This window comes from Pseudomonas sp. BIOMIG1BAC, assembly GCF_001705995.2.
GTDB lineage: Bacteria > Pseudomonadota > Gammaproteobacteria > Pseudomonadales > Pseudomonadaceae > Aquipseudomonas > Aquipseudomonas sessilinigenes.
This window is the reverse complement of sequence record NZ_CP049045.1, coordinates 7,202,096-7,227,135: the sequence shown is the minus strand read 5'-3', so window position 1 is coordinate 7,227,135 and position 25,040 is coordinate 7,202,096. Positions and strand designations below refer to the sequence as shown.

At 61.8% G+C, this 25,040-nt stretch carries 18 protein-coding genes and 1 tRNA gene; 3 read left to right on the top strand and 16 right to left on the bottom strand.

Translation table 11 applies throughout. The annotated features are described in order from the left end of the window. Positions 1–77: 77 nt before the first annotated feature. The 11 genes from pqqA to rpsU all read right to left on the bottom strand — a co-directional run bounded on the left by pqqA (position 78) and on the right by rpsU (position 15,910). A complete protein-coding gene (gene pqqA, locus ATY02_RS33650) occupies positions 78–152 on the bottom strand; it encodes a pyrroloquinoline quinone precursor peptide PqqA (protein ID WP_003194766.1) in 75 nt (24 codons plus the stop codon). A 157-nt stretch (positions 153–309) separates the two neighbouring features. After that, positions 310–2,769: a pyrroloquinoline quinone biosynthesis protein PqqF gene (gene pqqF / locus ATY02_RS33645; protein WP_068575623.1), complete on the bottom strand. Its 2,460-nt coding sequence runs from the start codon at positions 2,767–2,769 to the stop codon at positions 310–312. A gap of 48 nt (positions 2,770–2,817) precedes the next feature. After that, positions 2,818–3,612, bottom strand: a complete 795-nt coding sequence (locus ATY02_RS33640) for a carbon-nitrogen hydrolase family protein (RefSeq protein WP_068575621.1) — start codon at positions 3,610–3,612, stop codon at positions 2,818–2,820. Between the two features lie 111 nt (positions 3,613–3,723). After that, positions 3,724–5,406, bottom strand: a complete 1,683-nt coding sequence (locus tag ATY02_RS33635) for a flavin monoamine oxidase family protein (protein ID WP_068575619.1) — start codon at positions 5,404–5,406, stop codon at positions 3,724–3,726. A 166-nt stretch (positions 5,407–5,572) separates the two neighbouring features. Beyond that, the gene (locus ATY02_RS33630) at positions 5,573–6,034 is read right to left on the bottom strand and encodes an Lrp/AsnC family transcriptional regulator (protein WP_068575617.1); all 462 of its coding nucleotides are present in this window, start codon (positions 6,032–6,034) and stop codon (positions 5,573–5,575) included. Between the two features lie 94 nt (positions 6,035–6,128). Beyond that, entirely contained in the window at positions 6,129–7,229 is a 1,101-nt protein-coding gene (locus tag ATY02_RS33625; protein ID WP_068575615.1) for a pyridoxal phosphate-dependent aminotransferase, read from the bottom strand. Positions 7,230–7,397: 168 nt separating this feature from the next. Then, a tRNA-Ile gene (locus ATY02_RS33620) sits at positions 7,398–7,474 on the bottom strand. A 15-nt stretch (positions 7,475–7,489) separates the two neighbouring features. After that, positions 7,490–11,233: a bifunctional diguanylate cyclase/phosphodiesterase gene (locus ATY02_RS33615; protein WP_068575613.1), complete on the bottom strand. Its 3,744-nt coding sequence runs from the start codon at positions 11,231–11,233 to the stop codon at positions 7,490–7,492. 113 nt (positions 11,234–11,346) lie between these two features. Further along, positions 11,347–13,194 (bottom strand): RNA polymerase sigma factor RpoD, encoded by a 1,848-nt coding sequence (gene rpoD, locus ATY02_RS33610; RefSeq protein ID WP_068575611.1) that lies wholly within the window; start codon positions 13,192–13,194, stop codon positions 11,347–11,349. Between the two features lie 67 nt (positions 13,195–13,261). Further along, a complete protein-coding gene (dnaG, locus tag ATY02_RS33605; protein ID WP_068575609.1) occupies positions 13,262–15,232 on the bottom strand; it encodes a DNA primase in 1,971 nt (656 codons plus the stop codon). A gap of 462 nt (positions 15,233–15,694) precedes the next feature. Beyond that, a complete protein-coding gene (rpsU, locus tag ATY02_RS33600; RefSeq protein ID WP_002551877.1) occupies positions 15,695–15,910 on the bottom strand; it encodes a 30S ribosomal protein S21 in 216 nt (71 codons plus the stop codon). 201 nt (positions 15,911–16,111) lie between these two features. Here rpsU and tsaD point away from each other — a divergent pair, with 201 nt between their 5' ends. After that, positions 16,112–17,137: a tRNA (adenosine(37)-N6)-threonylcarbamoyltransferase complex transferase subunit TsaD gene (gene tsaD, locus ATY02_RS33595; RefSeq protein WP_068575607.1), complete on the top strand. Its 1,026-nt coding sequence runs from the start codon at positions 16,112–16,114 to the stop codon at positions 17,135–17,137. 46 nt (positions 17,138–17,183) lie between these two features. On the opposite strand, the gene plsY is transcribed toward tsaD, so the two are convergent. Further along, positions 17,184–17,753, bottom strand: coding sequence for a glycerol-3-phosphate 1-O-acyltransferase PlsY (plsY, locus tag ATY02_RS33590; RefSeq protein ID WP_068575605.1), 570 nt, complete (start codon positions 17,751–17,753; stop codon positions 17,184–17,186). Between the two features lie 74 nt (positions 17,754–17,827). Here plsY and folB point away from each other — a divergent pair, with 74 nt between their 5' ends. Both folB and folK read left to right on the top strand, forming a co-directional pair. Then, complete coding sequence (gene folB, locus ATY02_RS33585; RefSeq protein WP_068575603.1) at positions 17,828–18,181, top strand: dihydroneopterin aldolase; 354 nt, start codon at positions 17,828–17,830, stop codon at positions 18,179–18,181. Then, positions 18,172–18,687, top strand: coding sequence for a 2-amino-4-hydroxy-6-hydroxymethyldihydropteridine diphosphokinase (gene folK, locus ATY02_RS33580; RefSeq protein ID WP_068575601.1), 516 nt, complete (start codon positions 18,172–18,174; stop codon positions 18,685–18,687). Before folB ends, folK begins: the two co-directional genes overlap by 10 nt. Positions 18,688–18,733: 46 nt before the next feature. On the opposite strand, the gene ATY02_RS33575 is transcribed toward folK, so the two are convergent. The 4 genes from ATY02_RS33575 to ATY02_RS33560 all read right to left on the bottom strand — a co-directional run bounded on the left by ATY02_RS33575 (position 18,734) and on the right by ATY02_RS33560 (position 24,925). After that, positions 18,734–19,963 (bottom strand): multifunctional CCA addition/repair protein, encoded by a 1,230-nt coding sequence (locus tag ATY02_RS33575; protein ID WP_068575599.1) that lies wholly within the window; start codon positions 19,961–19,963, stop codon positions 18,734–18,736. A 65-nt stretch (positions 19,964–20,028) separates the two neighbouring features. Continuing rightward, entirely contained in the window at positions 20,029–21,591 is a 1,563-nt protein-coding gene (locus ATY02_RS33570; protein WP_068575598.1) for a SpoVR family protein, read from the bottom strand. Continuing rightward, positions 21,588–22,862, bottom strand: coding sequence for a YeaH/YhbH family protein (locus ATY02_RS33565; RefSeq protein WP_068575597.1), 1,275 nt, complete (start codon positions 22,860–22,862; stop codon positions 21,588–21,590). The genes ATY02_RS33570 and ATY02_RS33565 overlap by 4 nt, the downstream gene beginning before the upstream one ends. A 140-nt stretch (positions 22,863–23,002) precedes the next feature. Further along, entirely contained in the window at positions 23,003–24,925 is a 1,923-nt protein-coding gene (locus ATY02_RS33560; protein ID WP_011063831.1) for a PrkA family serine protein kinase, read from the bottom strand. Positions 24,926–25,040 lie beyond the last annotated feature (115 nt).

The following is a 25,040-nucleotide window of genomic DNA, read 5'->3' as shown; positions in this document are numbered from 1 at the left end:
GATTGTGGACGACTGAAAATGAAAACGCCCCGGACGGGCCGAGGCGTTGCGCTGGATGTTCCGACCGAGGTCAGAAATCAGCGGCTGGCGAAGTACATGGTGACTTCGAAGCCGATGCGCAGATCAGTGTAAGCAGGTTTGGACCAAGTCATGAAAGTGCTCCATTGAGGTGGGTGGGACGGGTGCTGCCTATACATATAGTCCACCTCCGGGCGGAGATGTTCAGATGCTTAGGCGGCTATCTTACTAAATTCCCATAATGGGTTGTCCGCAATTCTTCAAGAAAGCTCATTACAGCGCCGGTAATGATCATGTTGCCGCTTGCCAGGGCGAACCCGGGCAAGGGCCGTTGGCCAGGGCCTTCCAGCCTCCGGTCGCCTGCTGCAATTGCTGGGCGGCCCGGATCACCGCGGTGGGCGTCAGGGCTTCGATGCTGGCCTGCAGTTGTTGCAGATAGTCCGACGGATGGCCGGCCAGGCGTGCTTGCCACAGCAGTTGTGCCGCCTGTTCCAGGGGCAGCTGGGCTGGCTGCAACTGCTGGGCCAGGGCCTGGCGCTGTTCGACCCAGGCCTGGGCATCGAGAGCCTGCAAACGTTCGGGCAATTGCTGGAGGAACTGTTCCAGGTGGCCCAGGATCTCGATGAGACTGCTGTTGGGCGACTGCACGCCGAACAGCAGGCCGGTGCGGCCATCGCGTTGGCGCACCGCGCTGAAGACGCCGTAGCCCAGTTGCAGCTCGACCCGCAGGCGCTGGTAGAACGGGGTCTGGCAGAGTTGCCCCAGCAGGCGCCAGGCCGCTTCGTCGGCCAGCAGGCTCGATGGGCTTTGGCAGAACAGCAGCAGTGCCTGCTCTGCGCTGTCCATGGACACCGTCTGCCAGGCATGGCCGGTTTGCGCCAGCAGCGCCTGGCTCAGCTGGGTATCCGCGGTGCCGGGCATTCGTTGTAGAGATCGGGCCAGTGCATCTTGCATGTGGGCCGGCAAGGCGACCGCCAATCCGTCCCAGCGGGCCTGGTCCCACAGTGCTTGCAGGGCCTCGGCGGTCAAGGCTTCGCCACTGTCGGGCAGGGGTTGTTCGGCGAAGGCCTTGAGCAGTTGGCGCAGGGGCATTGGCGGCGTCTCGTCGTTGCCTTGGCCTGCCTGCCAGAACGCCGGCGCGGGTTGTGCCAACTGCTGCAAGGCCTGTTGCAGCACTGCGGGCATGGGCTGGTGCAGGCCGCGCAGTTGCAGTAGCCAGTCTGTGCCAGAGGCTGTGAAGCTCAGCTCCACCCCGGCTTGCCGGGAATCGTCGGCCAGAGCCCCCAGGCTGCGCTGCAAGCGCTGGTGCCAGCCGCTCGGGATTGCTGTGGCCAGGCGCCAGCGCAACAGTAATTGCCCTTCGCCGCTATCGGCGGGCAATGCCTGGCTGTAGCTCAGGGCCGAGTGCTCGCGTCGGCCTCGGCTACGGTCCTGGGCGAAGGTGCGCAACCCGCGGTGTTTGCTGCTCTGTCCGCGAATCAGGCCCGCCGGGGGCGCCTCTGTGGGGCTGCGCAGGAAGGGGTTGGCAGGTGGCAGCTGCCAATCGCCACTGAAACTGTCCACAGCCTGGGGCTGCAATTGCCGCAGCAAGGCCTTGAGGGCTGCAAGCCCGCAGTCGTCCAGGTCCTGGGCGGTATGGCTGCTATCCCGGCGTGCCAGTTCCAGGGCGCTGCCGACCTGCACGCGACGTTGTTGCAACAGGGCGTACTCCTCGCGCAATGGCGGCCAGTCGCCCTGGGCGGTGAAGAACCCCAGCCAGTCCAGCAACAATTGGCGAACCTGTTGCTGCGCTTCGCAGCTTGCCTGGTTCAACTGCAATTCCAGGTGCAGCAGCCCCTGGCCGGCAAACTGATACAGCGCCTGGGCCTTGAGGCTGTGGGCCAGTGACTGTTGTTGGAGCTTGGCGAGCAAGCCGCCGGGTTTGCCCGATTGCAGCCAGGTACAGAGGAAGTCCAGCGCCGTATCGGCGCCCTGCGGCAACTCTTCAAGGGCGAACACCAGGTCCAGGCGCTGGCCGTTCAATCGTTGATAAGGGTTGGGTCCAGTGGCCAGCAAAGGCGGTGGGGGCGCTTGCTCCCGGCGTTGGCCCGCTGGCAAGCCTGCGCCGTAAAGTTCGGCCAGGGCCCTGAGTTCGGCCACAGGCTGTGGCCCGGCCAGGCTCAAGGTCATCTGTCCGGCCTGGTAGAAATCATCATGGAATTGCCGCAGGCCTTGCTGGAAGGCGGGGCTGGCCAGGTTCAGGCTGTAGCGATTGCCAGCATGGAAGGCCCGCAGCGGATGGGCCGCGGACAGGCCGTCGAACAAGGCGAACTGGCGTTGGGCCGTGGCATCGCGGGACCAAGCGAGGAATTCCGCATGCAGCACCTCGCGCTCGCGCCGTTGTTCGGCGAGGTCCAGGCGGGGCCGGGCGAGCATGTCGCACAGGCGCTCCAGTCCTGCGGCGAAGGCATTGGCCGGCAGTTCGAAAAAGAACTCGGTGCTGCGCTCGCAGGTCTTGGCGTTCAGTTGCCCGCCCTGGGCGCGAACATAGGCCATCAACCCCTGATCGGCAGGAAACCGCTCGGTGCCGAGAAACAGCAGGTGCTCCAGGAAGTGCGCCAGGCCCGGCCAGGCCGGTGGTACGTCATGACTGCCAGCGGCGACCCGCAACGTTGCGGCGCAACGCTTGAGGTGAGGGGCATGGCGCACGGAAACCTGCAGGCCGTTGGCCAGGGTTTCCAGGTGGGGCAGGGGGTGGTTCGGCGCGGGCATGGGCACATCCAGGACAGAGAGGTGCCCATGCTAGCGGATATCCCGGGATCAGCGCTTGCCCAGCGCCGTGTAAAGCTCGGGACGACGGTCGGCCAGGTAGCGATTCAGCGCCCGGGATTCGTTCATCAGTGCTCGGTCCAGGGTGCCGATGATCAGGGCCTCGTCCAACCCGGCCAGGGCGATGCGGCTGCCATCCGGGGCCGCGATGCTGCTCTGGCCACAGTAGCGGATCTGGTCTTCCTGGCCGCAGTAGTTGGCATAGGCCACGTAGCACTGGTTCTCGAAGGCCCGGGCACGGATCGTGACATCAGCGACGAAATCGTAGGGAATCATGTTCGCCGTCGGCACCAGGATCAGTTCGGCGCCGGCCAGGGCCAGGCGCCGGGCGTTCTCCGGGAACTCGATGTCGTAGCAGATCAGGAAGCCGAGCTTCCAGCCGTTGAGCTCCACCAGGGGGAAGTCGTCTGCGCCGGCGCTGAACATCGAATGGTCCAGGTCGCCGAACAGATGGGTCTTGCGGTAGTTGCACAGGCGCTGGCCGCTGGCGTCGATCAATTGCACGGAGTTGTAGATCTGGCCATCGGCGCTGCGCTCCGGATAACCGTAGAGAATGGCCATCCCGGTGGACTGGGCGATGGCGGCGATACGTTGGGCCGCCGGGCCGTCCTGGGGCTCGGCCAGCGCACTGACGGCCTCCAGGCCGATGTTGTAGCCGCTGAGGAACATTTCCGGCAGCACCAGCAGGTCGACTGCGCTGGCCTGCGTGGCCACCTGCTGCAGCCGATGCAGGTTAGCGGCTACGTCCAGCGGCTGTGGAGGGCACTGATACAGGGCGACACGCATGTTCTTCACTCCTCTGACTTGCGGTGGCGGCTATCTTCGCCGCTACCACAGGCTCGGGCCAAGCCCGTTTGGCGCCTTTGCAGGCGCCGGGTCGGCCGGCCCCGGTGTGGCTCAATCGGCCAGGGCAATAGGGCCTATCTCGTTGAACACATCGCCCGGTCCCGGATTCTCCGGATGGGAGGCGCCGCCGAAGTGTTTCATGATGCCCCACACCGCATTGAGGGAGGTCTGTACCGCACCTTCGACCCAGGCTGGGGTCCAGGACACATCGTCGCCAGCGATGAAGATACCGCGCTGCTCGGCCGGCATGTCGTCCTGCATGAAGTGTGCATACATCCGCTGGTTGTAGCGGTAGTGGCCCGGCAGCGCGCCCTTGAAGGCACCGAGGAAGTGCGGGTCGGCCTCCCAGGAGACGGTGATCGGGTTGCCGATGACGTGGCCGGCGATGTCCACCTTCGGGTAGACCTTCTTCAATGCGTCCAGCGCAAGCTGCACACGTTTTTCCACCGGGTGCGGCAGCATCTTCATGGCATCGCTCATCCAGGAGTAGGACAGGCAGATCACCCCTGGCTTGTCGTCGCCGTTGTCGAACAGGTAGGTACCGCGAGTCAGGCGATCGGTGAGGGTCATGCTCATCACGTCGCGACCGGTCTGCGGGTCCTTGTCCTTCCAGAATGGCCGGTCGACCATGACGAAGGTCTTCGACGATTGCATGTAGCGGGTGCGGTCCAGGGCCATCCACATCTTCTGCGAGAACAGCGCTTCCTCGCACTCGATCTGGGTGGTCAGCAGCCAGGTCTGGCAAGTGGCCAATACCGCCGCGTAGTGGCGAGTATCGCCCCAGTAGTCGGTAACGGCGAAGGTGCCATCGGCGGCGCGGGCGATCTTCTTCACGCCGGGGCGCGGTGCGCCGTTGTGCAGCTTGGCCAGGGAGGTACCGGCCGGCCAGTGGGCGCATTGTTCCGGGATGTGGCTCCAGATGCCGCGGGGCACTTGTTCGACGCCGCCCACCACCAGGTGCTGGTGGTCGTCGCAGTTGGTCATCACCACGCGGAAGATTTCCAGCATGGAGTTGGGGAAGTCCGAGTCCCAGCCGCCGGTGCCGAAGCCTACTTGGCCGAAGATTTCGCGGTGGCGGTAGGACAACTGCGAGAACGCCTTGGAGGTGGCGACGAAGTCATAGAAGGTGCGGTCGTCCCACTTGGGCACCAGCTCGTCCCACAGGGCCTTGAGCTTGAGCGTGTCGCGCTCGCGGATGGCGTCCTGGATCTGTGAGAAGCGTGCACCGTCTTCCAGGGCATCGGCCCAGGCCCGGGCCACTTCGCGGAAGATTTCCGGCAGATCGTCCATCTTCTCGGCGTAGTGGCTGGTGCCTTCCAGGTCGACCACGGTGCTGCCCGAGGCTGGCGTCAGCGGGTTGGGGAAAGGACGGGTTTCCAGGCCGAGCTTGTCGACGTAGTGGTAGAAGGCGGTGCTGGACACCGGGAAGCGCATGCCACCCAGCTCGGCGATGATGCCGTCGGCGCCTTCGAAGGTTTCCGAACGCAGGCGGCCGCCCATTTTCGATGCTTCGTAGACCACTGGCTTGAGGCCCATCTTCATCAATTCATAGGCTGCAACCAGCCCGGAGATGCCGGCGCCGACGATCGCCACTTCGGCGCCGTGCTGGGCCTTGGGAATGCTGCCCAGGCCGGCGGGGTGCTCGATCCAGTCATCGAAGGCGAAAGGGAAATCCGGGCCGAAGATGGTGATCGGTTTCTTGCCGTCTGCAGGATGGCGATTGTTCTTGTTCATGGCTGACCTTGGCGGGCGGCTCAGCGAAATGCTGAGTATAGGAAAAGATGGCAGCCATTCTAGAGAGGGGTGTGCTCGTAAATAAGACGCAAACTGTCGTCGTTATGCATTGTTATTTATCAATATGACGAATTATTCGAGCATGTTGACGAAGTCTTGCCAGGCCCTAGAGCGCATGCCCGCGATCGATCTTGCTGCTGAGGATGATCGAGGTGGTGGTCTTTTCCACGCCGTCGACACTGCCGATCTGGTCCAGCAGTTGATCCAGCTGTTCCGGGGATTCGGTGCGCAGCCAGGCCACGTAGTCGAATTCGCCACTGACCGCGCACAGTTGCTGGACCTGGGCCATGCCACTCAAGCGGCGCAGGACTTCCTTGCCGGAGCGCGGTTGGACCTTGATGCCGACATAGGCCTGCAACCCGCCATCGATCACCCGCTGGCCCAGGCGTACGCCATAGCCGGTAATGACCCGGGCCTTTTCCAGGCGCGCCAGGCGCGAGGTCACGGTGGTACGGGCGATGCCCAGTTGCCGGGCCAGCATCGCCACGCTTTCGCGTGCGTTGATTTGCAGGGCGGCGATCAGCTGACGGTCGACTTCGTCGAGAACGGGAGGACGGCTATCGGACAAGATGGGCTCCAGCGCGGTGGTCGGGGAGCGCACATGTTAGCGTCTCCCACGGCCCGCCGCTCGTCGCCGGGAGCTGCCTTTGGGCGACGCGGGCTCAGGCGGGAATGACCTGGGCGAAGGCGTGGCGAAAGCGCTGCATGTCCTGCTCGTCGCCGATGCTGACCCGTGCCCAGTTCGGCCAGCTGTCCCAGACCCGACCGATCTTCACTTGGCGTGCCGCCAGGGCATCCACCACGTCCTGGGCCGGGCGCTGGACATCGACCATGAAGCAGTTGGCCTGGGAGGCGGTGCAGTTGAACCCGCGTTGCTGCAACCAGGCGATGGTCGCGTCGCGCAATTGTTGGTTGTGTCGCTTGCGCTCGGCCAGCAGGTGCGGGTCTTCCAGGCTGGCTAGCCCTCCCAGCAAGGTCGACGCCGCCGGCACGTTGTAGCCGCCGTAGGTTTCCAGGCGCTCGAGCAGCGCCGGCTGGCCCACGGCTAGCCCCAAGCGAGCCCCGGCCATGCCGTAGATCTTGGAGAAGGTGCGCAGCACCAGTAGCTGCGGGTGCTCCTTGACCAGCGGGATGCAGGTGCTGGCCGTGGAGAAGTCGATGTAGGCCTCGTCGATCAGCATGACCGCCCCCTTGGGCAGGCGTGTCAGTGCCTGCTCGATGGCCTGGCGTGGTGTCAGGGTGCCGGTGGGGTTGTTGGGGTTGCACAGGTAGATCAGGCCCGGCGCCGGGTCGACGGCGAGCATCGCTTGCAGGTCGTGGGCGTGGTTGGCGTCCAGCGGCACCTCATGCACCTTGGCCTGGCGTCCCTCGGCAGCTTCCCTGGGAGCCTCGTAGGAGGGTGTGGCCATGACCAGGCTCGCGTCCTGGGTGAAAGCCACGACCGCGTGCTGCAATGCGGCCTTGGAGCCGCAGAAGCTCTGCACATGATCCTCGGGAATGCCCTGCTGGCGGGCGAACAGCGCGTTGAGCCGGTACTGGATCTTGTAGGGATAGCGACCGCTGAGGGCGATGCCTTGCTGCATGGCCTGGCGGCTGGCAGGAGAGGGGCCCCAGGGGCTCTCGTTGAAGTTGATCAGGACATCGGTGGCCGTTGGTGGTACCGACGATGGGGTGGGTTCGGCAGCCTGGCTCCAGCCTGGCAGTGACAGCAGCGGCAGGGCGGATGCCAGCCCCATGAGTGATCGGCGCGTAATCTCAACCATCGATAAATCCCTTTCTTATCGTGAAAGACCCCGAGGCGTCTTTTGTCCTGGTTGGACATCGATATGACGGCGGGAAAACAGCGGGATTTAAGCTGGCGATTCAGTGGCCATGGGTGAAGCAGGCAGATTTCAGGCATGAAAAAACCGCGCAATGCGCGGCTTCGAAGATGGTGGGCCCACACGGACTTGAACCGTGGACCAAAGGATTATGAGTCCTCTGCTCTAACCAACTGAGCTATAGGCCCTCAGTAGGCGGCGGATTATAACGATGGTTTCTCGGCTGTGCTATCCGAAAAATCGGAAACGCGGATCTGCAGGAAGCTGGCGCAGAACTCCTCCGCTTCCAGGGGCAGGCTGACGATGTAGCCCTGGATCTGTTCGCAGCCTTCCAGGGTGAGGAAGGTCTGTTGTTCCTGGTTTTCCACGCCTTCGGCGATCACCGTGAATTGCATGCTGCGGCCCAGGGCGATGATGGCGCGCACGATCGCCACGTCGTGGGGGTCGTCCGGCAGGCCGCGGACGAAGGATTGGTCGATCTTGAGGAAATCCAGGGGCAGGCGCTTGAGGTAGCTCAGGGACGAGTAGCCGGTGCCGAAGTCGTCGATGGCCAGTTGCACGCCCAGGCGCTTGAGCTGATGCAGGACCTCCAGGGCTTCCTCGGCCTGGCTCATGATGAAGTTTTCGGTGATTTCCAGTTGCAGCAGGCCAGGTTGCAGGTCGTAGTCGTCCAGCAATTGCTCGATGCGCCCCAGCAGGTTGGGTTGGCGCAGTTGTGCGCCGGCCAGGTTCACCGACAGCGGTCCGAAGTTCTCGTAGCGCTGGTTCCAGTCGTGCAGGTATTGGCAGGCCTGTTCCAGGACCCAGTCGCCGATTGGCAGGATCATGCCGTTTTCTTCGGCCAGGGGGATGAAGTGTTCCGGCGGTACTTCGCCGAAGCTGGGGTGGCGCCAGCGGATCAGTGCTTCGGCGCCCACCAGCTCGTGGTTGAGGAGGCTGATCTTGGGCTGGAAGTACAAGGTCAGTTCATTGCGCTCGATCGCCCGGCGCAGTTCATGTTCCAGGGCCACGCGCTCGCTGGCTTGGGCGGTCAGGTCGCGGGTGTAGCGTTCCACGCGGTTGCGCCCCTTGGCCTTGGAGCGGTACATCGCGGCATCGGCGTTCTTGATCAGGGTGGCGACATCGCTGCCGTCCTTGGGGTAAAGGCTGGTGCCGATGCTGGCACTGATGAAGAACTCGTGCTCCCCGGCCTGGAACGGTGCGTTGAAGCAGTTCAGCAGCTTGCCGGCGATGTGGTCGGCGTCGCTGGCTTGGTGCAGGCCTGGCAGCAGGATGATGAACTCGTCCCCGCCCAGCCGGGCCACCGTGTCGATGTCACGCAGTTGCTCCTTGAGGCGTACGGCAATGCCCTTGAGCAGCAGGTCCCCCACGGGGTGGCCAAGGCTGTCGTTGATGTGCTTGAAGCGGTCCAGGTCGAGGAACAGCACCGCACCCTGGCCGCCGTTGTCCTGTTGGTTATTGAGTGCGGCCAGCAACCGGCTTTCGAACAGGGTGCGGTTGGGCAGGCCCGTTAACGGATCGTGGTGGGCCTGGTAGTCGAGCCTTGCCTGGGCGTGCTTGAGGCTGGAGATATCGGCGAACACCGCGACGAAGTGGGTGATCTGCTGTTCCTGGTTGCGCACGGCGTTGATCGTCAGCCAGTTGGGGTAGAGTTCGCCGTTCTTGCGCCGGTTGGAGATCTCCCCCTGCCAGTGTCCTTCCAGGGTCAGCTGGTGCCACATCGCCGCATAGAAGGCGCTGTCATGCAGCCCTGAAGCCAGCAGGCGCGGAGTATGTCCCAGGGCCTCTTTCTCGCTGTAGCCGGTGATTTCACTGAAGGCTCGGTTGACTGCACTGATGCGTTGCTGGGTGTCGGTGATCATGACGCCTTCGGCGGTGCTTTCGAAGACGGTGGCAGCCAGTTGCAGTTTCTCCTGCATCAGCTGGCGATCGGTAATGTCCCGGGCGATGGTCAGCATGCAGTCGTCATCGCCGATGGGAAGCGGCCGGCTGGAGAGCTCGCAAAGGCGGATCTGGCCATCGCTGCGGCGGATATGGCAGGTGAAGTCACGCACGAAACCGTCCCGCTGCAAGAGTTCGAGCATGCGCTTGCGTTCGTTGAGGTTGACCCAGATTCCCAGGTCGAGGGTCGAGCGGTCCAGGGACATGACGCTGTTGAAGCCGGTGATGCGCCCGAAGCCCTCGTTGACCTCCAGCAGCAGGCCATCTTGCTGCCGGCTCAGGAGCAGTCCGTCCGGCGATGCGTGGAAGGCTTTGGCGAACTTTTCTTCCGAGGTCTGCAGCCGCTGCTGGGTTTCCTTGAGCTGGCTGATGTCCCGGACCACCACCACCAGCGCCGCTGTGGTGTCCAGATCGAAAGGTTCGGCGGAAATCAGCCCGGTGAACAATTGGCCGTTGTGGCGCCGAAAGGACATTTCCAGGTTGCGGATACTCCCGGCTTGCAGGCGCTGCAACAGGCTGGGGCCGACGTCCGGGATGCCCCAGATGTTGAGCTGGGTGGCGGTCTGGCCGATCACCTGGGCGGCGCTCAGGCCGATCTGTTCCTCGAATGCCTTGTTGACCTCCAGCAGGCAGCCATCGGACAAGCGGGCGATGACCAGGATGTCCGGGCACTGCTGGAACACCGAGGCGAACTTTTGTTCGGACAGGCGCAGGGCCTCTTCGGTGTGCTTGGCTTCGCTGATATCGATCATCAGGCCGCGCATCACCGGCTCATGGCCGTGCTCGATCAGGCTGACGATGTCGCGGACCCACAGGCAGCGGCCATCGGCGGTGATCACCCGGTAATCGAGGCTGTGGTCGCGTCCGGATTGTACCGCCAGATCGCAAAACGCCTGGGCGCGGGTCAGGTCGGCGGGGTGGATGATGTTGCGCCAGAACCCGGGGATCAACCAATGGGCCAGGGGGTAACCCAGCAGCGGCTCGGCGTGGGGCGAGACGTAGCTGTAGGTGAAGTCGCTGATATTGGCTTCCCAGGCGATGGCAGAGAGGCTTTCGACCAGGCTGCGGTAGTGGTATTCGCTGCTGCGCAACTCCTGCTCCAGGGCGACTCGGCGGGAGATTTCCGAGCTCAGGCGACGGTTGATACGAATGACCACGGCCAGCACGGTGACCAGCAGCAGTAGGCCAGGCAGGCCATAGACCAGTACGTCCCGCCAGAATGTCCGGTGATCGAGCACACTGCCCACCCAGCGTTGCTGGATCGTGCTGATTTCGTCCGGGCTGAGATCGGCCAGGACCTTATCGAGAATGCCTACCAGGATCTTGCTGTCCCGAGGCACGCCCATGGCCAGCTGGTAGCGGTAGGGCGTCTCGCCGCTGACGTAGAGGCCTTCGAGCTTGAGCTGGCGCAGGCTCCAGACACTGGAGGCAAGGTCGCCGACCACGGCATCGACCTTGTCGGTGGCCAGGGCTTGCAGGGTCGAGCTGACGTTCGGCATGGCCACCAGGTTCAGGTCCGGGTGATGGGAGCGCAACAGCTCGTGAGGGGCGTAGTTCTCCACTACGGCAATCTTGAGGCCGTACAGGTCATCGAGATTTCGGGGCTGTGCCCCGCCTTTGTGGGCCAGGATCACGATGGGGAAGTCGAGGTAGGGGCGGGTGAAGGCCATGTAGCTCTGGCGTTCGGGGATCGACATGATCCCCGGTAGCAGGTCCAGCTTGCCTTGCTTGGCGTCTTCGAGAACGGCGGTCCAGCTGGCAGGTTCTATAGGCTTGAGGCTGATGGACAGGCGTTCCTGGATCAGCTGGATATAGTCGGCCGCCAGGCCCTGGTAGCGGCCTTCTTCGTCGCGAAACTCAAAAGGTGGCCAGGAGGCATCCACGCCCAGGCGCAGTTCCGGGTGAGTCTTGAGCCAGCTACGTTCTTCGTCGGTGAGAGTCAGTGCGCCAGCCGTTGCGGTCCAGGTAAGCAGCGCCAGCAGGAGCATGGCCGACAGTCTGGGCATAACCGTCTCGTTATGGAGCGGATGAATGCTTCGAGTGTAGACGGGGTATTTGGCGGGGAAAGGTGAAGGGGCGGCAAAAAGCAAAACCCCCAGCAGGGCTGGGGGTCTTGGGCTTACTCGTCGAGGAAGGAGCGCAGATGCTCGCTTCGCGTCGGGTGGCGCAGCTTGCGCAGCGCCTTGGCTTCGATCTGGCGAATCCGCTCACGGGTGACGTCGAACTGCTTACCAACTTCCTCGAGGGTGTGGTCGGTATTCATGTCGATGCCGAAGCGCATGCGCAATACCTTGGCTTCACGAGCGGTGAGGCCGGAGAGTACTTCGCGTGTCGCTTCCTTGAGGCTTTCCACGGTGGCGACATCGATTGGCGACTGCATGGTCGAGTCTTCGATGAAGTCGCCCAGATGGGAGTCTTCGTCATCACCGATCGGGGTTTCCATGGAGATCGGCTCTTTGGCGATCTTCAATACCTTGCGGATCTTGTCCTCAGGCATTTCCATGCGCTCGCCCAGCTCTTCCGGGGTCGGTTCGCGACCCATTTCCTGGAGCATCTGCCGGGAAATACGGTTGAGCTTGTTGATCGTCTCGATCATGTGCACCGGGATACGGATGGTGCGAGCCTGGTCGGCGATCGAACGGGTGATCGCCTGGCGAATCCACCAGGTGGCATAGGTCGAGAACTTGTAGCCGCGACGGTATTCGAACTTGTCCACCGCTTTCATCAAGCCGATGTTGCCTTCCTGGATCAGGTCGAGGAACTGCAAGCCGCGGTTGGTGTACTTCTTGGCGATGGAGATCACCAGACGCAAGTTGGCTTCAACCATCTCTTTCTTCGCGCGACGGGCCTTGGCCTCGCCGATCGACATGCGACGGTTGATTTCCTTGATCTCGGCGACCTTAAGGCCGGTTTCGGTCTCAAGCGCAGTCAACTTCTGCTGGCAACGGACGATGTCCGGCTGCAGGCGGGCAATGGCTTCGGCGTACTTGCTCTTGCCTTTGGCCAGGGCCTCGGTCCAGCTTTCATCCACTTCGTTGCCGGGGAACTGGCGCAGGAAGTCGGCACGCGGCATGCGGGCATCACGCACGCAAAGCTGCATGATGGCGCGTTCCTGCTGGCGCAGACGATCCAGGGCGCTGCGTACGCGCTCGACCAGGCCTTCGAATTGCTTCGGTACCAGCTTGATCGGCATGAACAGCTCGGCCAGGGCCAGCATTTCGTCGATAGCCTGCTTGTTCTCGCGGCCATGCTTCTTCAGGGCCTTGCGAGTGACTTCCAGCTGATCGGCGACGGCGCCGAAACGCTGTGCGGCGACGACCGGATCCGGACCGCTTTCGGCTTCTTCTTCGTCTTCGGAGGCTTCACCGTCTTCGTCTTCGCTGTCGTCGTCCTCTTTCGCCGACTTGGTGTCGACAGGTGGAGGAATCTCGGCAGCGGGCGGGGTAATGCCGTCGTCCGGGTCGATATAACCGCTGAGGACGTCAGACAGGCGGCCACCTTCGCTGGTGACGCGAGCGTATTCGGCGAGGATATGGTCTACCGTGCCAGGGAAGTGCGCGATCGCGCCCATCACTTCACGGATGCCTTCTTCGATACGCTTGGCGATTTCGATTTCGCCTTCACGTGTGAGCAGCTCTACGGTACCCATTTCGCGCATGTACATGCGCACTGGGTCGGTAGTGCGACCAATGTCGGTTTCCACAGCCGCCAACGCAGCGGCGGCTTCTTCAGCTGCTGCTTCATCGGTATCGGCTTCGGCCAACAAAAGGGCATCCGCATCCGGAGCACTCTCGAATACGTTGATCCCCATGTCGTTGATCATGCGGATGATGTCTTCCACCTGTTCCGGATCTGAAATATCCTCCGGCAGGTGGTCGTTGACCTCCGCGTAAGTCAGGTAACCCTGCTCACGTCCACGGCTGATCAACTCTTTGAGGCGAGACTGCTGTTGCGCTTTTCCGGACATAACACCCTATCCACTGAAGGTCTTGGCGGGCAAAAAACAAGCCGAGGATTATACCCGAGCTATGACCTCACGCGCCAGTTGAGGTCGGGTTTGATGCGGGAACATTGCGTTTTAGAAGCTCAACCAGCTGTTTTTTCTCATCGCTGCTGAGCTCGCTTTGACGCGATTTCCTGAGAAGTTGGTCTAAAACACGCTCGCGTTGGCGAGCTGACAAGCTGTTAATGGTGTCGAAAAACTGTTGTTCAAGGTTATCTCCGTCGATTAACCACTCTTTTTCCGCCAGTGCGTTAAGTAGATTTCCTTGCGAGGTGCCGTGCCAGCGCGCCATCAGCTGATGAATAGAGCGTAGCTGAGGATTTTTCTGCACGGCTTCGATCAGGGCTACCAGCAACTGTGTATTGGTGTTGTCGTCATCGGCAAAGTGCCCGGCATCTTCAACTTTTTTTGCCAGCTGAGGATGGTGCAGCAAGGTTCGCAGGGCTGACTGGATGGGCGGCTCCACTGTTGCAGGCGTTCGCGGGGCGCGGGGTTGGTCGCGATCGCCCTGGCGCTTGCCCTTGCCGTTCTTGTCCCAGGGCTTGTTTTCCCATTTCTTGCCGCCGCTCTTCTTCGGCGTCCATTCCTGCTGTGGGGCGTACGCTTCCTGGTGCGGCTCATTGTAGTCGGCGTAGTCCGGCATGCCGTCGTAGTCGATGCCTGCGTCGTAGTTCGGCGAGGCTTGCGGCGCGGGATTGTGGGCCAATTGATTGACTGTTTCGTTGCTGAGGCCTGTGATCTCGGTGAGGCGCTGGCGCATCAGGATGCGCAGGTTGGCCCCTGGAATCTTTTCGATCAGCGGTGCTGCCAGCGTTGCCAGGTGGGCCTTGCCTTCCAGTGAGCGTGGATCGGCTTCCTCGATCAGTTGCTGGAAGAAATAGTCGGCCAGCGGTTGTGCGTGCTGGTTGATCCGGGCAAGGAACGCGTCGGTGCCTTCCGAGCGAACCAGGGTGTCGGGGTCTTCTCCTTCCGGAAGGAACAGGAAGCGCGCCCGACGTCCGTCCTGCAGGCAGGATAGCGTGGCCTCCAGGGCGCGCCAGGCGGCCTTGCGCCCGGCTTGGTCGCCGTCGAAGCAGAACAGCACATTGGGCACGATGCGGAACAGGCGCTTGAGGTGTTCTTCGCTGGTGGCGGTGCCCAGGGTCGCGACGGCATTGCGCAGGCCCTGCTGGGCCAGGGCGATTACGTCCATGTAGCCCTCGACGACGATGATCTCGTCGAGGTTGCGATTGTTCTTGCGGGCCTCGAACAGGCCGTAGAGTTCCTGGCCCTTGTGGAACACCGGGGTTTCCGGGGAGTTCAGGTACTTGGGTTTGTCGTCTCCAAGCACGCGGCCGCCGAAGGCGATGATCCGGCCGCGAGTATCGCGGATCGGGAACATGACCCGGTCGCGAAAACGGTCGTAGCGTTTACCGGTCTCGGCATTCTCGATCAGCAGGCCAGCATCGATCATGGCTTTCTGCTGCAGGGTGTCGCTGCTCAGGTGCTTGAACAGGTTGTCCCAGCCGGGAGGGGCAAAGCCCAGGCCGAAATCCCGGGCGATCTCGCCGGTGAGCCCGCGTCCCTTCAGGTAATCCACTGCTGCCTTGCGTGCGGGGTGGTTTTTCAGGGCCTGGCGATAGTAGTCGGCGGCGGCGGTGAGCAGTGGGTACAGGGGCGAGTCGGTGGGTTGGCGAGGCTTGCGCTGGCCACGGCCGCTTTCCTCGCGCGGCACTTCCATGCCGGCGGTTTTCGCCAGTTCCTCGACGGCCTGGGGAAAGTCCAGGTTGTCGTGGTCCATGATGAAGCCGAGGGCGTTGCCGCCGGCGCCGCAACCAAAGCAGTAATAGAACTGCTTGTCGGGGCTGACGCTGAAGGAGGGGGTCTTTTCCTTGTGGAACGGGCAGCAGGCGGTGTAGTTCTTGCCAGCCTTCTTGATCTGCAGGCGCGAGCTGACGACATCGACGATGTCGGTGCGGTTCAGAAGGTCGTCAATAAAGCTCTGGGGAATAAGCCCGGCCATGGCGTTCTCGTCATCACTGCGGGGAAAAATAGCCCTGGCGATGTCGTCGAAAGATCTAGGGCGAGGCGTGAGGCGTGCGCGGTTCGACCCGGGTCTTCGGCGTGGTCGCAGTCGGGAAGTGTATCTGCCGAACGTCCACTGACGTTAGCTTCAATCAGTATTCGAGTATCTGAAAGATGTTGCTCCGGCAGCAAGCGTCGAGTGGGCTTCAAAGCTCACCAGGCCAGTACCGGGGAGGGCGCCTTGGGCGCAGGAATCAGTAAGGGTGTGCTCGTCAGTAGCCTTGGAAGGCTCGTCAGAAAAGACGTGCACCACTGGCAAGAGCCAGGTCTGACGTGATGAAGCAGATTTGCCTGGGTCACCAGGGTGACTTCGGCGGTGAAGCATCAAGCATGATCCGCAAATGCCATTAGCCCGGCTGAAGGCCGGGCTTGGCAGAAGCTTGCAGCGAACGTCTGTGTATTAGTACAGACGTACGGCGCGGCGCTGTTCGCGCTGAACTTTCTTGGCGTGACGCTTAACAGCAGCAGCTGCTTTGCGCTTACGCTCGGAAGTCGGCTTCTCGTAAAATTCGCGGCTACGAACTTCAGCCAGAACACCGGCTTTTTCGCAGGAGCGCTTGAAACGACGCAGAGCTACGTCGAAGGGTTCGTTCTCTTTAACTTTGACGGCTGGCATCCAGAGCTACCTTCATTCATTACCGGGGTCAACGTTCTCGTCGTGAAAAATCGCGGCTAAGATCGTCGGTTTTTAAGGGTTGCGGATGTTAACCCCTCGCCGCCAGGAATGCAAAGCCTCTGATCGAAAACCGCTGGTCGGGCGAGGGAGTGGCGACTATCATGCGCGCCTTCGAATTCAGCCCCTGCAAGGCGCAAACCCATGCTAGTACTGGGATTAGAAACTTCCTGCGACGAAACCGGCGTCGCGCTTTACGACAGCGAGCGAGGCCTGTTGGCCGATGCGCTATTCAGCCAGATCGACCTGCATCGCGTCTATGGCGGCGTGGTGCCAGAACTGGCGTCCCGTGACCACGTCAAGCGCATGCTGCCCCTGATTCGCCAGGTCCTGGCGCAAGCCGACTGCGTGCCCACAGAGATCGATGCCATCGCCTACACCGCCGGTCCCGGTCTGGTGGGGGCCCTGCTGGTAGGTGCCTCCTGTGCCCAGGCACTGGCCTTTGCCTGGGGGATTCCGGCCCTGGGGGTGCACCACATGGAGGGGCATTTGCTGGCGCCGATGCTGGAGGCACAACCGCCACAGTTTCCGTTCGTCGCTTTGTTGGTGTCCGGTGGACATACCCAGCTGGTCAGGGTCGACGGCATCGGCCAATACGAACTGTTGGGCGAGAGCCTGGACGATGCCGCTGGCGAGGCTTTTGACAAGACCGCCAAGCTGATCGGCCTTAATTACCCTGGCGGTCCCGAGATCGCGCGCCTGGCGACCCAGGGCGTGCCGGGGCGTTTTGTCTTCCCGCGCCCGATGACCGACCGCCCAGGCCTGGAGTTCAGTTTCAGCGGCCTGAAGACGTTTGCCTTGAACACCTGGCAGCAATGCGTCAGCGCTGGAGACGACGGTGAGCAAACCCGTTGCGACATCTCTCTCGCCTTCCAGCAGGCGGTTGTGGACACTCTGACCATCAAGTGCAAGCGTGCCCTGAAGCAGACTGGCCTCAAGAGCCTGGTGATCGCCGGTGGCGTGAGTGCCAACAAGGCCTTGCGGGCTTCCCTGGAAAACATGCTCGCCGAGATGAAGGGTCATGTGTTCTACGCCCGGCCGGAATTTTGTACCGACAACGGAGCGATGATTGCCTACGCTGGCTGCCAGCGGTTGCAGGCGGGGCAAAAGGAAGACTTGGCGATCAGCGTCCAGGCTCGCTGGCCCATGGAGCAATTGTCGGCCTTGTGAGGGCCCAGCGCCGAGATCGCCCGCTGAAGCGTTTCATTGGTGGGATTCAAAAATGCCGTTCGCGCCCGGCGAACAGGTCGCGTAGATTGCCGCGGTGGCGCCAGACGATCAGCAGCGTGAGCACGCTCATCGGCAACAGCGCCTCGGGTTCCTGCCAAGCCAGCAGTGGCAGGGTCAGGGGCGTAGCGATCAAGGCGGCCAGTGAGCTGGTGCGGGTCAGGTAGAAGGTCAGTCCCCAGGCGGCGATGGCCAGCAGGGCGGCCGGGGGATAGAGCCCCAGCAGCATGCCGGCGGCGGTGGCGACACCCTTGCCGCCACGAAAGCGGAAGTACAGCGGGAACAGGTGCCCGAGCACGGCGTAGAGCCCGATCCAGGCCTGTTGTTGCAGTGACAGCCCGGCAAGATGGGCGATCAGCACGGGGACCAGGCCTTTGCACAGGTCCCCCAGCAGGGTCAGGATCGCGAGCTTTTTGCCGGCCAGGCGTAGCATGTTGGTGGCGCCGGCATTACCGGAGCCGCTCATGCGCGGATCGGGATTGCCCGTGACGCGGCTGAGCAAGATAGCGAAGGACAGAGAGCCGAGCAGGTAGGCGAGAATCGCCAGTGACCAAAACATGCTAACTATTCCGGGCGAGGACGCCCTGATTCTAACGGCGCATTGCGCCCTTGTCGTGCTGCGGAGAAGAGTGCTTGGACAGAGTGTTTATCGAGGGACTGGAAGTCGACACCGTGATTGGCGCCTACGACTGGGAGCGCGGCATTCGCCAATGCCTGCGCCTTGACTTGAGTTTTGCCTGGGACAATCGCCCGGCCGCCGCTGGCGACGACCTGACGCTGGCCCTGGACTACGCCAGCGTATCGGCCCGGATCCAGGCGTTTGCCGAGCAGGCCCAGTATCAGTTGGTGGAAACCTTTGCCGAGCGCCTGGCCGAGGTGCTGATGGGCGAATTCAATATTCCCTGGCTGCATTTGAAGCTGACCAAGCCCGGCGCCGTCCCGGCCGCCAAGGGCGTTGGCGTGGAGATCGAGCGCGGATGTCGCTGACTCAGGTATTTCTAGGACTTGGTAGCAATATCGAGCGTGAAGTCCATTTGCGGGCCGGACTCGATGCATTGGCTGGCTTCCTGGTGGACATGCGTTGTTCGGCCGTGTTCGAAAGCCAACCGGTCGGAATCAAGAGCGGGCCATTCTTCAATCTGGTGGTCTCGGCTTTTACCGACCTGCCCCTGATCGAACTGGATCGTCGCTTGAAGTTCATCGAGGCCGATAACGGGCGCTACGCCCCCGATCGCAAGGGGCTGCCGCTGGATATCGATGTGCTGCTCTACGGCGACCTGACCGGCAACTTCGATGGCTTGGTCTTGCCGCGTGCGGAAATCCTGAAGAACGCCTTTGTGCTGTGGCCTTTGTCGCTGATGGCCCCAGAGCGAGTGCATCCCCTGGCAGGCAAGAGCCTGGGGGCTCTCTGGGAAGAGGCGCAGATCGACCAGGTGTTGGCGCCTGTGGCTTTTGAGTGGCGTGGCGTGCAATTGACTCCGGCAGACCTCTAGGCCGGGGTCTATTCCATGCGGACAAGGCAACCTTGTCCGCATGTCTTCAAGGGGCGAACTGCTCTTTGTAGGCCTTGAGTGCTTTTAGGCGCTCCAGTCGCAGTGCTTCTCCCAATTGCGGCCCTTTGAAGCCTTGTTCCAACAAGGGCTGCACCGCTACCGCACGAGCGGCGCTGGCTGCGCCACGCAGGTAGTCGGCTTGCGGGTAGGGGCGGGATTCGAGGCCGAGCCGGCCGCGTGCGTCCATCTCGCAGGCAGCAACGAACTCCTCGAAGCGTTGCGGGCGTCGGAAGACGTCGAAGCTCTGCAGCAGCTCCAACAGCGTCGAGGCCTTGAGCTCCTGGGCGCGGTGAGCGTGGGTGTGATATTGGCCCACCAGCATTGCCAGCTCCTGGCATTCCCTGGGCACCTTGAAGCGTTCGTTGATTGCCTTGATCAGCTCCAGGCCGGCCTGCTCATGACCGATGTGCCGCGGCCATTCTTCCTGCGGCGTAACACCCTTGCCCAGATCGTGCAGCAGGCAGGCCCAGCGCACGCTCAGCGCTTGCCGGTGCAGGGCCGCTTGTTGCAGGACGCTCAGGGTATGCAGCCCGGTATCGATCTCCGGGTGGTGAAGCGCCGGTTGGGGAACCCCGAATAGCGCATCGACCTCTGGCATCAGTTCTGCCAGGGCACTACAATCATGCAGGATCTGGATAAAGACCTGGGGCTGATCCTCCATCAGGGCGCGGGAGATCTCTTTCCAGCTGCGTTCTGCCGTCAGGGCCTGCAATTCGCCTGAACGACTGAGCTGGTGCATCAGTTCGAGGGTCTCTGGCGCGACGCGAAAACCCAGCCCGGCATAGCGCGCAGCAAAGCGGGCAACCCGTAGAACCCGCAGGGGATCTTCGGCGAACGCCGGGGAAACATGCCGCAGCAGTCGGTTTTCTAGATCCTTCTGGCCGTTGTAGGGGTCAGTGATGGCCTGCTGCTCGTCCTCGGCCATGGCGTTGATGGTCAGGTCGCGGCGGATCAGGTCCTCTTCCAGGGTGACCTCGGGACTGGCATGGAAGGTGAACCCGCCGTAACCGCGCCCACTCTTGCGCTCGGTCCGGGCCAGGGCATATTCCTCGCCACTTTTGGGATGCAGGAACACCGGGAAGTCCGCACCGACCGGGCGAAAGCCCTTGTCGATCATTTCCTCGGCGCTCGCACCGACCACGACCCAGTCGATATCGGTAACCGGCCTGCCGAGCAAGCGATCACGTACCGCACCGCCGACTTTGTAAATCCGCATAAAAAACCTCCGTTAGCGCGACAGGATACCCCTTGTGGCGGCCTAACGGAGGCTTGTGGGGCCACCTAGAGGTGGATGACTGCCAGGTCCAGGCGCCCGTAGTCGTTTTCGCCGTGGTCGTTCTTGGGCGGCACGTGGTGGGTCTTCATCACCTGGTCGCCTTGCAGGGTTTCCAGGTGGATGTCGAAGCCCCATAGCCGATGCAGGTGCTTGAGTACCTCGTCGGTGGATTCTCCCAGTGGTTTGCGGTCATGTTGCTGGTGGCGCAGGGTCAGCGAGCGGTCGCCGCGCCGGTCGATGCTCCAGATCTGCACGTTGGGTTCACGGTTGCCCAGGTTGTATTGAGCGGCCAGGGTCTCGCGGATGACGCGGTAGCCGCTTTCGTCATGGATGGCCGGGACCAGCAGGTCGTCCTTCTGATCGTCGTCCATGATACTGAACAGCTTGAGGTCACGGATCACCTTGGGCGAGAGGTACTGCAGGATGAAGCTCTCGTCCTTGAAGCTGCTCATGGCGAACTTGATGCTCGACAGCCAGTCGGTGCCGGCCAGTTCCGGGAACCAGCGGCGGTCTTCCTCAGTGGGCTCTTCGCACATGCGGCGGATGTCCCGGTACATGGCAAAGCCCAGGGCGTAGGGGTTGATGCCGTTGTAGTAGGGGCTATCGAATCCCGGCTGGAACACCACGCTGGTATGGGAGGCCAGGAACTCCATCATGAAGCCGTCGGTGACCAGGCCTTCGTCGTACAGGTCGTTCATCAGCGTGTAGTGCCAAAAGGTGGCCCAGCCTTCGTTCATTACCTGGGTCTGGCGTTGTGGATAGAAATACTGGGCGATCTTGCGCACGATCCGCACGATCTCCCGTTGCCAGGGCTCGAGCAGCGGAGCGTGTTTCTCGATGAAATAGAGGATGTTTTCCTGGGGCTCTGCCGGGAACCGCGCATTGTCCTTGTCGCTATTTTTGTCCGCACCCTTGGGAATGGTGCGCCACAGATCGTTGATCTGCTTCTGCAGGTGCTCTTCGCGATCCTTCTGCCGGCGCCGTTCCTCTTCGGCGGAGATCGGATAAGGGCGCTTGTAGCGGTCGACGCCGTAGTTCATCAAGGCATGGCAGGAGTCGAGCAGATCCTCCACGGCGTCGATGCCGTGGCGTTCCTCGCATTGGGAAATGTACTGCTTGGCAAACACCAGGTAGTCGATGATCGAACTGGCGTCGGTCCAGGTGCGGAACAGGTAGTTGCCCTTGAAGAAGCTGTTATGGCCATAGCAGGCATGGGCCACCACCAGGGCCTGCATGCAGATGGTGTTTTCCTCCATCAGGTAGGCGATGCAGGGGTCGGAGTTGATGACGATCTCGTAGGCCAGGCCCATCTGGCCACGGCTGTAGGATTTTTCTGTGCTGAGGAAGTGCTTGCCATAGGACCAATGGTGGTAGCCCAGCGGCATGCCCACCGAGGCATAGGCGTCCATCATCTGCTCGGCGGTGATCACTTCGATCTGGTTGGGGTAGGTGTCCAGGGCATAGCGAGCCGCGATACGGCTGATTTCGCGGTCGTAGGCCTGGATCAGCTCGAAGGTCCATTCCGAGCCGGTGGAGATGGGCTGGCGTTTCTGCTCTCTGGCGGTCATGTCACTAACCTGCGCTGGAAGAGTTCACGGAAGACCGGATAGATATCTCCGGCCGAAACCAGTTGTTGCTGGGCAAACGTCTCGGGAAAGGCTTCGGCGATACGTTCGTACTCGAACCACAGGGCCTGGTGTTCCCGAGGCGTGATCTCGACGTAGGTGTAGTACTGCACGAACGGCATGATCTGGTTGATCAGGATATCGCGGCAGATGGGTGAGTCGTCATTCCAGTTGTCGCCATCGGAGGCCTGGGCGGAATAGATGTTCCATTCATTGCTCGGGTAACGCTCGGCCATGATCTCCTGCATCAGCTTCAGGGCGCTGGAGACGATGGTCCCGCCGGTTTCCCGCGAGTAGAAGAATTCTTCCTCGTCCACTTCCCGGGCGCTGGTGTGATGGCGGATGAAAACCACGTCGATCTTGTCGTAGTTGCGCTTGAGGAACAGGTACAAAAGGATGAAGAAGCGCTTGGCGATGTCCTTGGTGGCCTGGGTCATGGAGCCGGAAACGTCCATCAGGCAGAACATCACCGCCTTGGAGCTGGGATTGGGTTGCTTGACCAGCAGGTTGTACTTCAGATCGAAGGTGTCGAGGAATGGCACGCGATGAATTCGCGCGCTCAGGCGTTCGATTTCTGTTTCAAGTTCTTGTATGTCGCCGAAGTTGTCCGGTTCTTCGCGTTTCAGGCGAGCCAGCTCCTCCTTGGCCTCGCGCAGTTTGGCGCGGCTGCTGCCGGACAGGGCGATGCGTCGCGCATGGGCAGAGCGCAGGGTGCGGATGATGTTGATCCGCGATGGGTTGCCTTCGTTGCTGATCCCGGCCCGCACTGTCTTGAAGGTATCGGTGCCCGTCAGGTTGCGCTTGACCAGGTTGGGCAGCTCCAGGTCCTCGAACATGAACTCGAGAAACTCCTCCTGGGTGATCTGGAAGACGAATTCATCCATGCCCTCGCCGGAGTTGCCGGCCTTGCCGCGACCACTTCCACCCCCTCCGCCGCCTTGGGGCCTGGCGATATGTTCGCCGGCGGTGAACTCCTTGTTGCCTGGATGGACCACGGTCTGCTTGCCGCCGCGGCCGTGATGCAGCACCGGCTCGTCGATATCGCGCCCGGGAATGCTGATCTGCTCGCCATGCTCCATGTCGGTAATGGAGCGCCGGCTGACGGCTTCTTCGACGGCTTTCTTGATGTGGTCGCGATAGCGCCGCAGGAACCGTTGGCGGTTCACGGTGCTCTTGTTCTTACCGTTCAGGCGTCGGTCGATTACGTAGCTCATGATTCCTCCGGTGACTGGATGCAGCCGCAAGCCTCAAGCTTCATGCTGCAAGAAAGAGCAGCCACCGCTGCTGCAAGCCGCGGCGCGGGTTCGAGCCCGACGCCGGACGACTTGCAGCTTGCGGCTTGTCGCTTGCCGCTTTACTGCGATTTCCTGACCCGCAGGTACCATTCCGACAGCAAGCGTACCTGCTTGTCGGTGTAGCCACGCTCCACCATCCGGGTGACGAAGTCGTTGTGTTTCTGTTGATCCTCCTTGCTGGCCTTGGCGTTGAAGCTGATGACCGGCAACAGGTCCTCGGTGTTGGAGAACATCTTCTTCTCGATGACCACCCGCAGCTTCTCGTAGCTGAGCCAGGTGGGGTTCTTGCCGTTGTTGTTGGCCCGGGCGCGCAGCACGAAATTGACGATCTCGTTGCGGAAGTCTTTCGGGTTGCTGATGCCCGCCGGTTTTTCGATCTTTTCCAGTTCTTCGTTGAGCGCCACGCGGTTGAGGATCTCGCCGGTTTCCGGATCGCGGTATTCCTGGTCCTGGATCCAGAAGTCCGCGTACAGCACGTAGCGGTCGAAGATGTTCTGGCCGTACTCGCTGTAGGACTCCAGGTAGGCCGTCTGGATTTCCTTGCCGATGAACTCGATGTAGCGCGGTGCCAGGTATTCCTTGAGGAAGCGCAGGTAGCGCTCGCGGGTTTCGGCCTGGAACTGCTCCTGTTCGATCTGTTGTTCCAGTACGTACAGCAGGTGTACCGGGTTGGCCGCCACTTCATGGGGGTCGAAGTTGAAGACCTTGGACAGGATCTTGAAGGCAAAGCGGGTCGAGAGGCCGTTCATGCCTTCATCGACCCCGGCGCTGTCGCGGTACTCCTGGATCGACTTGGCCTTCGGATCGGTGTCCTTGAGGTTCTCCCCGTCATAGACGCGCATCTTGGAGTAGATGTTGGAGTTCTCCGGCTCCTTGAGGCGCGAGAGCACGGTGAATTGCGCCAGCATCTTCAAGGTATCCGGGGCGCAATGGGCCTTGGCCAGGGAGCTGTTGAACAACAGCTTGTCGTAGATCTTCACCTCGTCGGTCACGCGCAGGCAGTACGGCACCTTGACGATGTAGATCCGGTCGATGAAGGCCTCGTTGTTCTTGTTGTTGCGGAAGGTGTGCCACTCCGATTCGTTGGAGTGGGCCAGCAGGATGCCGGTGAACGGGATCGCCCCCAGGCCCTCGGTGCTGTTGTAATTGCCTTCCTGGGTCGCGGTCAGCAATGGGTGCAGCACCTTGATCGGCGCCTTGAACATCTCGACGAATTCCATCAGGCCCTGGTTGGCCCGGCACAGCGCCCCGGAATAGCTGTAGGCGTCGGCGTCGTTTTGTGGGAATTCCTCGAGCTTGCGGATATCCACCTTGCCCACCAGGGCTGAGATGTCCTGGTTGTTCTCGTCGCCAGGTTCGGTCTTGGCCACCGCGATCTGGTTGAGGATCGACGGATACAGCTTCACCACCCGGAACTGGCTGATGTCGCCACCGAACTCCGACAGGCGCTTGGTCGCCCAGGGCGACATGATGGTGTTCAGGTAGCGCCGGGGAATGCCGAAGTCTTCCTCGAGGATGGCGCCATCTTCCGTGGCGTTGAACAGCCCCAGTGGCGATTCGAAGACGGGTGAGCCCTTGATGGCATAGAAGGGGACTTTCTCGATGAGCTGCTTGAGTTTTTCGGCCAGGGACGATTTACCGCCACCCACCGGGCCCAGTAGGTAGAGGATCTGTTTCTTCTCTTCCAGGCCCTGGGCGGCATGGCGGAAGTAGGAAACGATCTGGTCGATGCACTCTTCCATGCCATGGAAGTCTTCAAAGGCCGGGTAGCGCCGGATCACCTTGTTGGAAAAGATTCGCGACAGCCTCGAGTTGGTCGAGGTGTCCAGCAGTTCGGGTTCGCCAATGGCCAATAGCAGGCGCTCTGCGGCCGAGGCATAGGCGCTGCGGTCCTTCTTGCACAGCTCGAGGTATTCCTGCAGGGAAAACTCTTCCTGGCGCGTGGATTCGAAGCGTTGTTGGAAGTGGCTAAAAATACTCATGACGTCACCTCGCTCGATACGTGGAGCCGGCTACGGATCAGTCAGTCAAGTGCTGGCATGCAACTGATGAAGTTCCAGTTGCTGTTTACCCCCCAGAACACTTTCAAAGCTATCG

Bases quoted from the DNA above. Each gene is read 5' to 3' on its own strand.
- pqqF (WP_068575623.1), bottom strand. From the start codon at position 2,769: ATGCCCGCGCCGAACCACCCCCTGCCCCACCTGGAAACCCTGGCCAAC.
- ATY02_RS33640 (WP_068575621.1), bottom strand. From the start codon at position 3,612: ATGCGTGTCGCCCTGTATCAGTGCCCTCCACAGCCGCTGGACGTAGCC.
- ATY02_RS33635 (WP_068575619.1), bottom strand. From the start codon at position 5,406: ATGAACAAGAACAATCGCCATCCTGCAGACGGCAAGAAACCGATCACC.
- ATY02_RS33625 (WP_068575615.1), bottom strand. From the start codon at position 7,229: ATGGTTGAGATTACGCGCCGATCACTCATGGGGCTGGCATCCGCCCTG.
- ATY02_RS33615 (WP_068575613.1), bottom strand. From the start codon at position 11,233: ATGCCCAGACTGTCGGCCATGCTCCTGCTGGCGCTGCTTACCTGGACC.
- rpoD (WP_068575611.1), bottom strand. From the start codon at position 13,194: ATGTCCGGAAAAGCGCAACAGCAGTCTCGCCTCAAAGAGTTGATCAGC.
- dnaG (WP_068575609.1), bottom strand. From the start codon at position 15,232: ATGGCCGGGCTTATTCCCCAGAGCTTTATTGACGACCTTCTGAACCGC.
- rpsU (WP_002551877.1), bottom strand. From the start codon at position 15,910: ATGCCAGCCGTCAAAGTTAAAGAGAACGAACCCTTCGACGTAGCTCTG.
- tsaD (WP_068575607.1), top strand. From the start codon at position 16,112: ATGCTAGTACTGGGATTAGAAACTTCCTGCGACGAAACCGGCGTCGCG.
- plsY (WP_068575605.1), bottom strand. From the start codon at position 17,753: ATGTTTTGGTCACTGGCGATTCTCGCCTACCTGCTCGGCTCTCTGTCC.
- folK (WP_068575601.1), top strand. From the start codon at position 18,172: ATGTCGCTGACTCAGGTATTTCTAGGACTTGGTAGCAATATCGAGCGT.
- ATY02_RS33575 (WP_068575599.1), bottom strand. From the start codon at position 19,963: ATGCGGATTTACAAAGTCGGCGGTGCGGTACGTGATCGCTTGCTCGGC.
- ATY02_RS33570 (WP_068575598.1), bottom strand. From the start codon at position 21,591: ATGACCGCCAGAGAGCAGAAACGCCAGCCCATCTCCACCGGCTCGGAA.
- ATY02_RS33565 (WP_068575597.1), bottom strand. From the start codon at position 22,862: ATGAGCTACGTAATCGACCGACGCCTGAACGGTAAGAACAAGAGCACC.
- ATY02_RS33560 (WP_011063831.1), bottom strand. From the start codon at position 24,925: ATGAGTATTTTTAGCCACTTCCAACAACGCTTCGAATCCACGCGCCAG.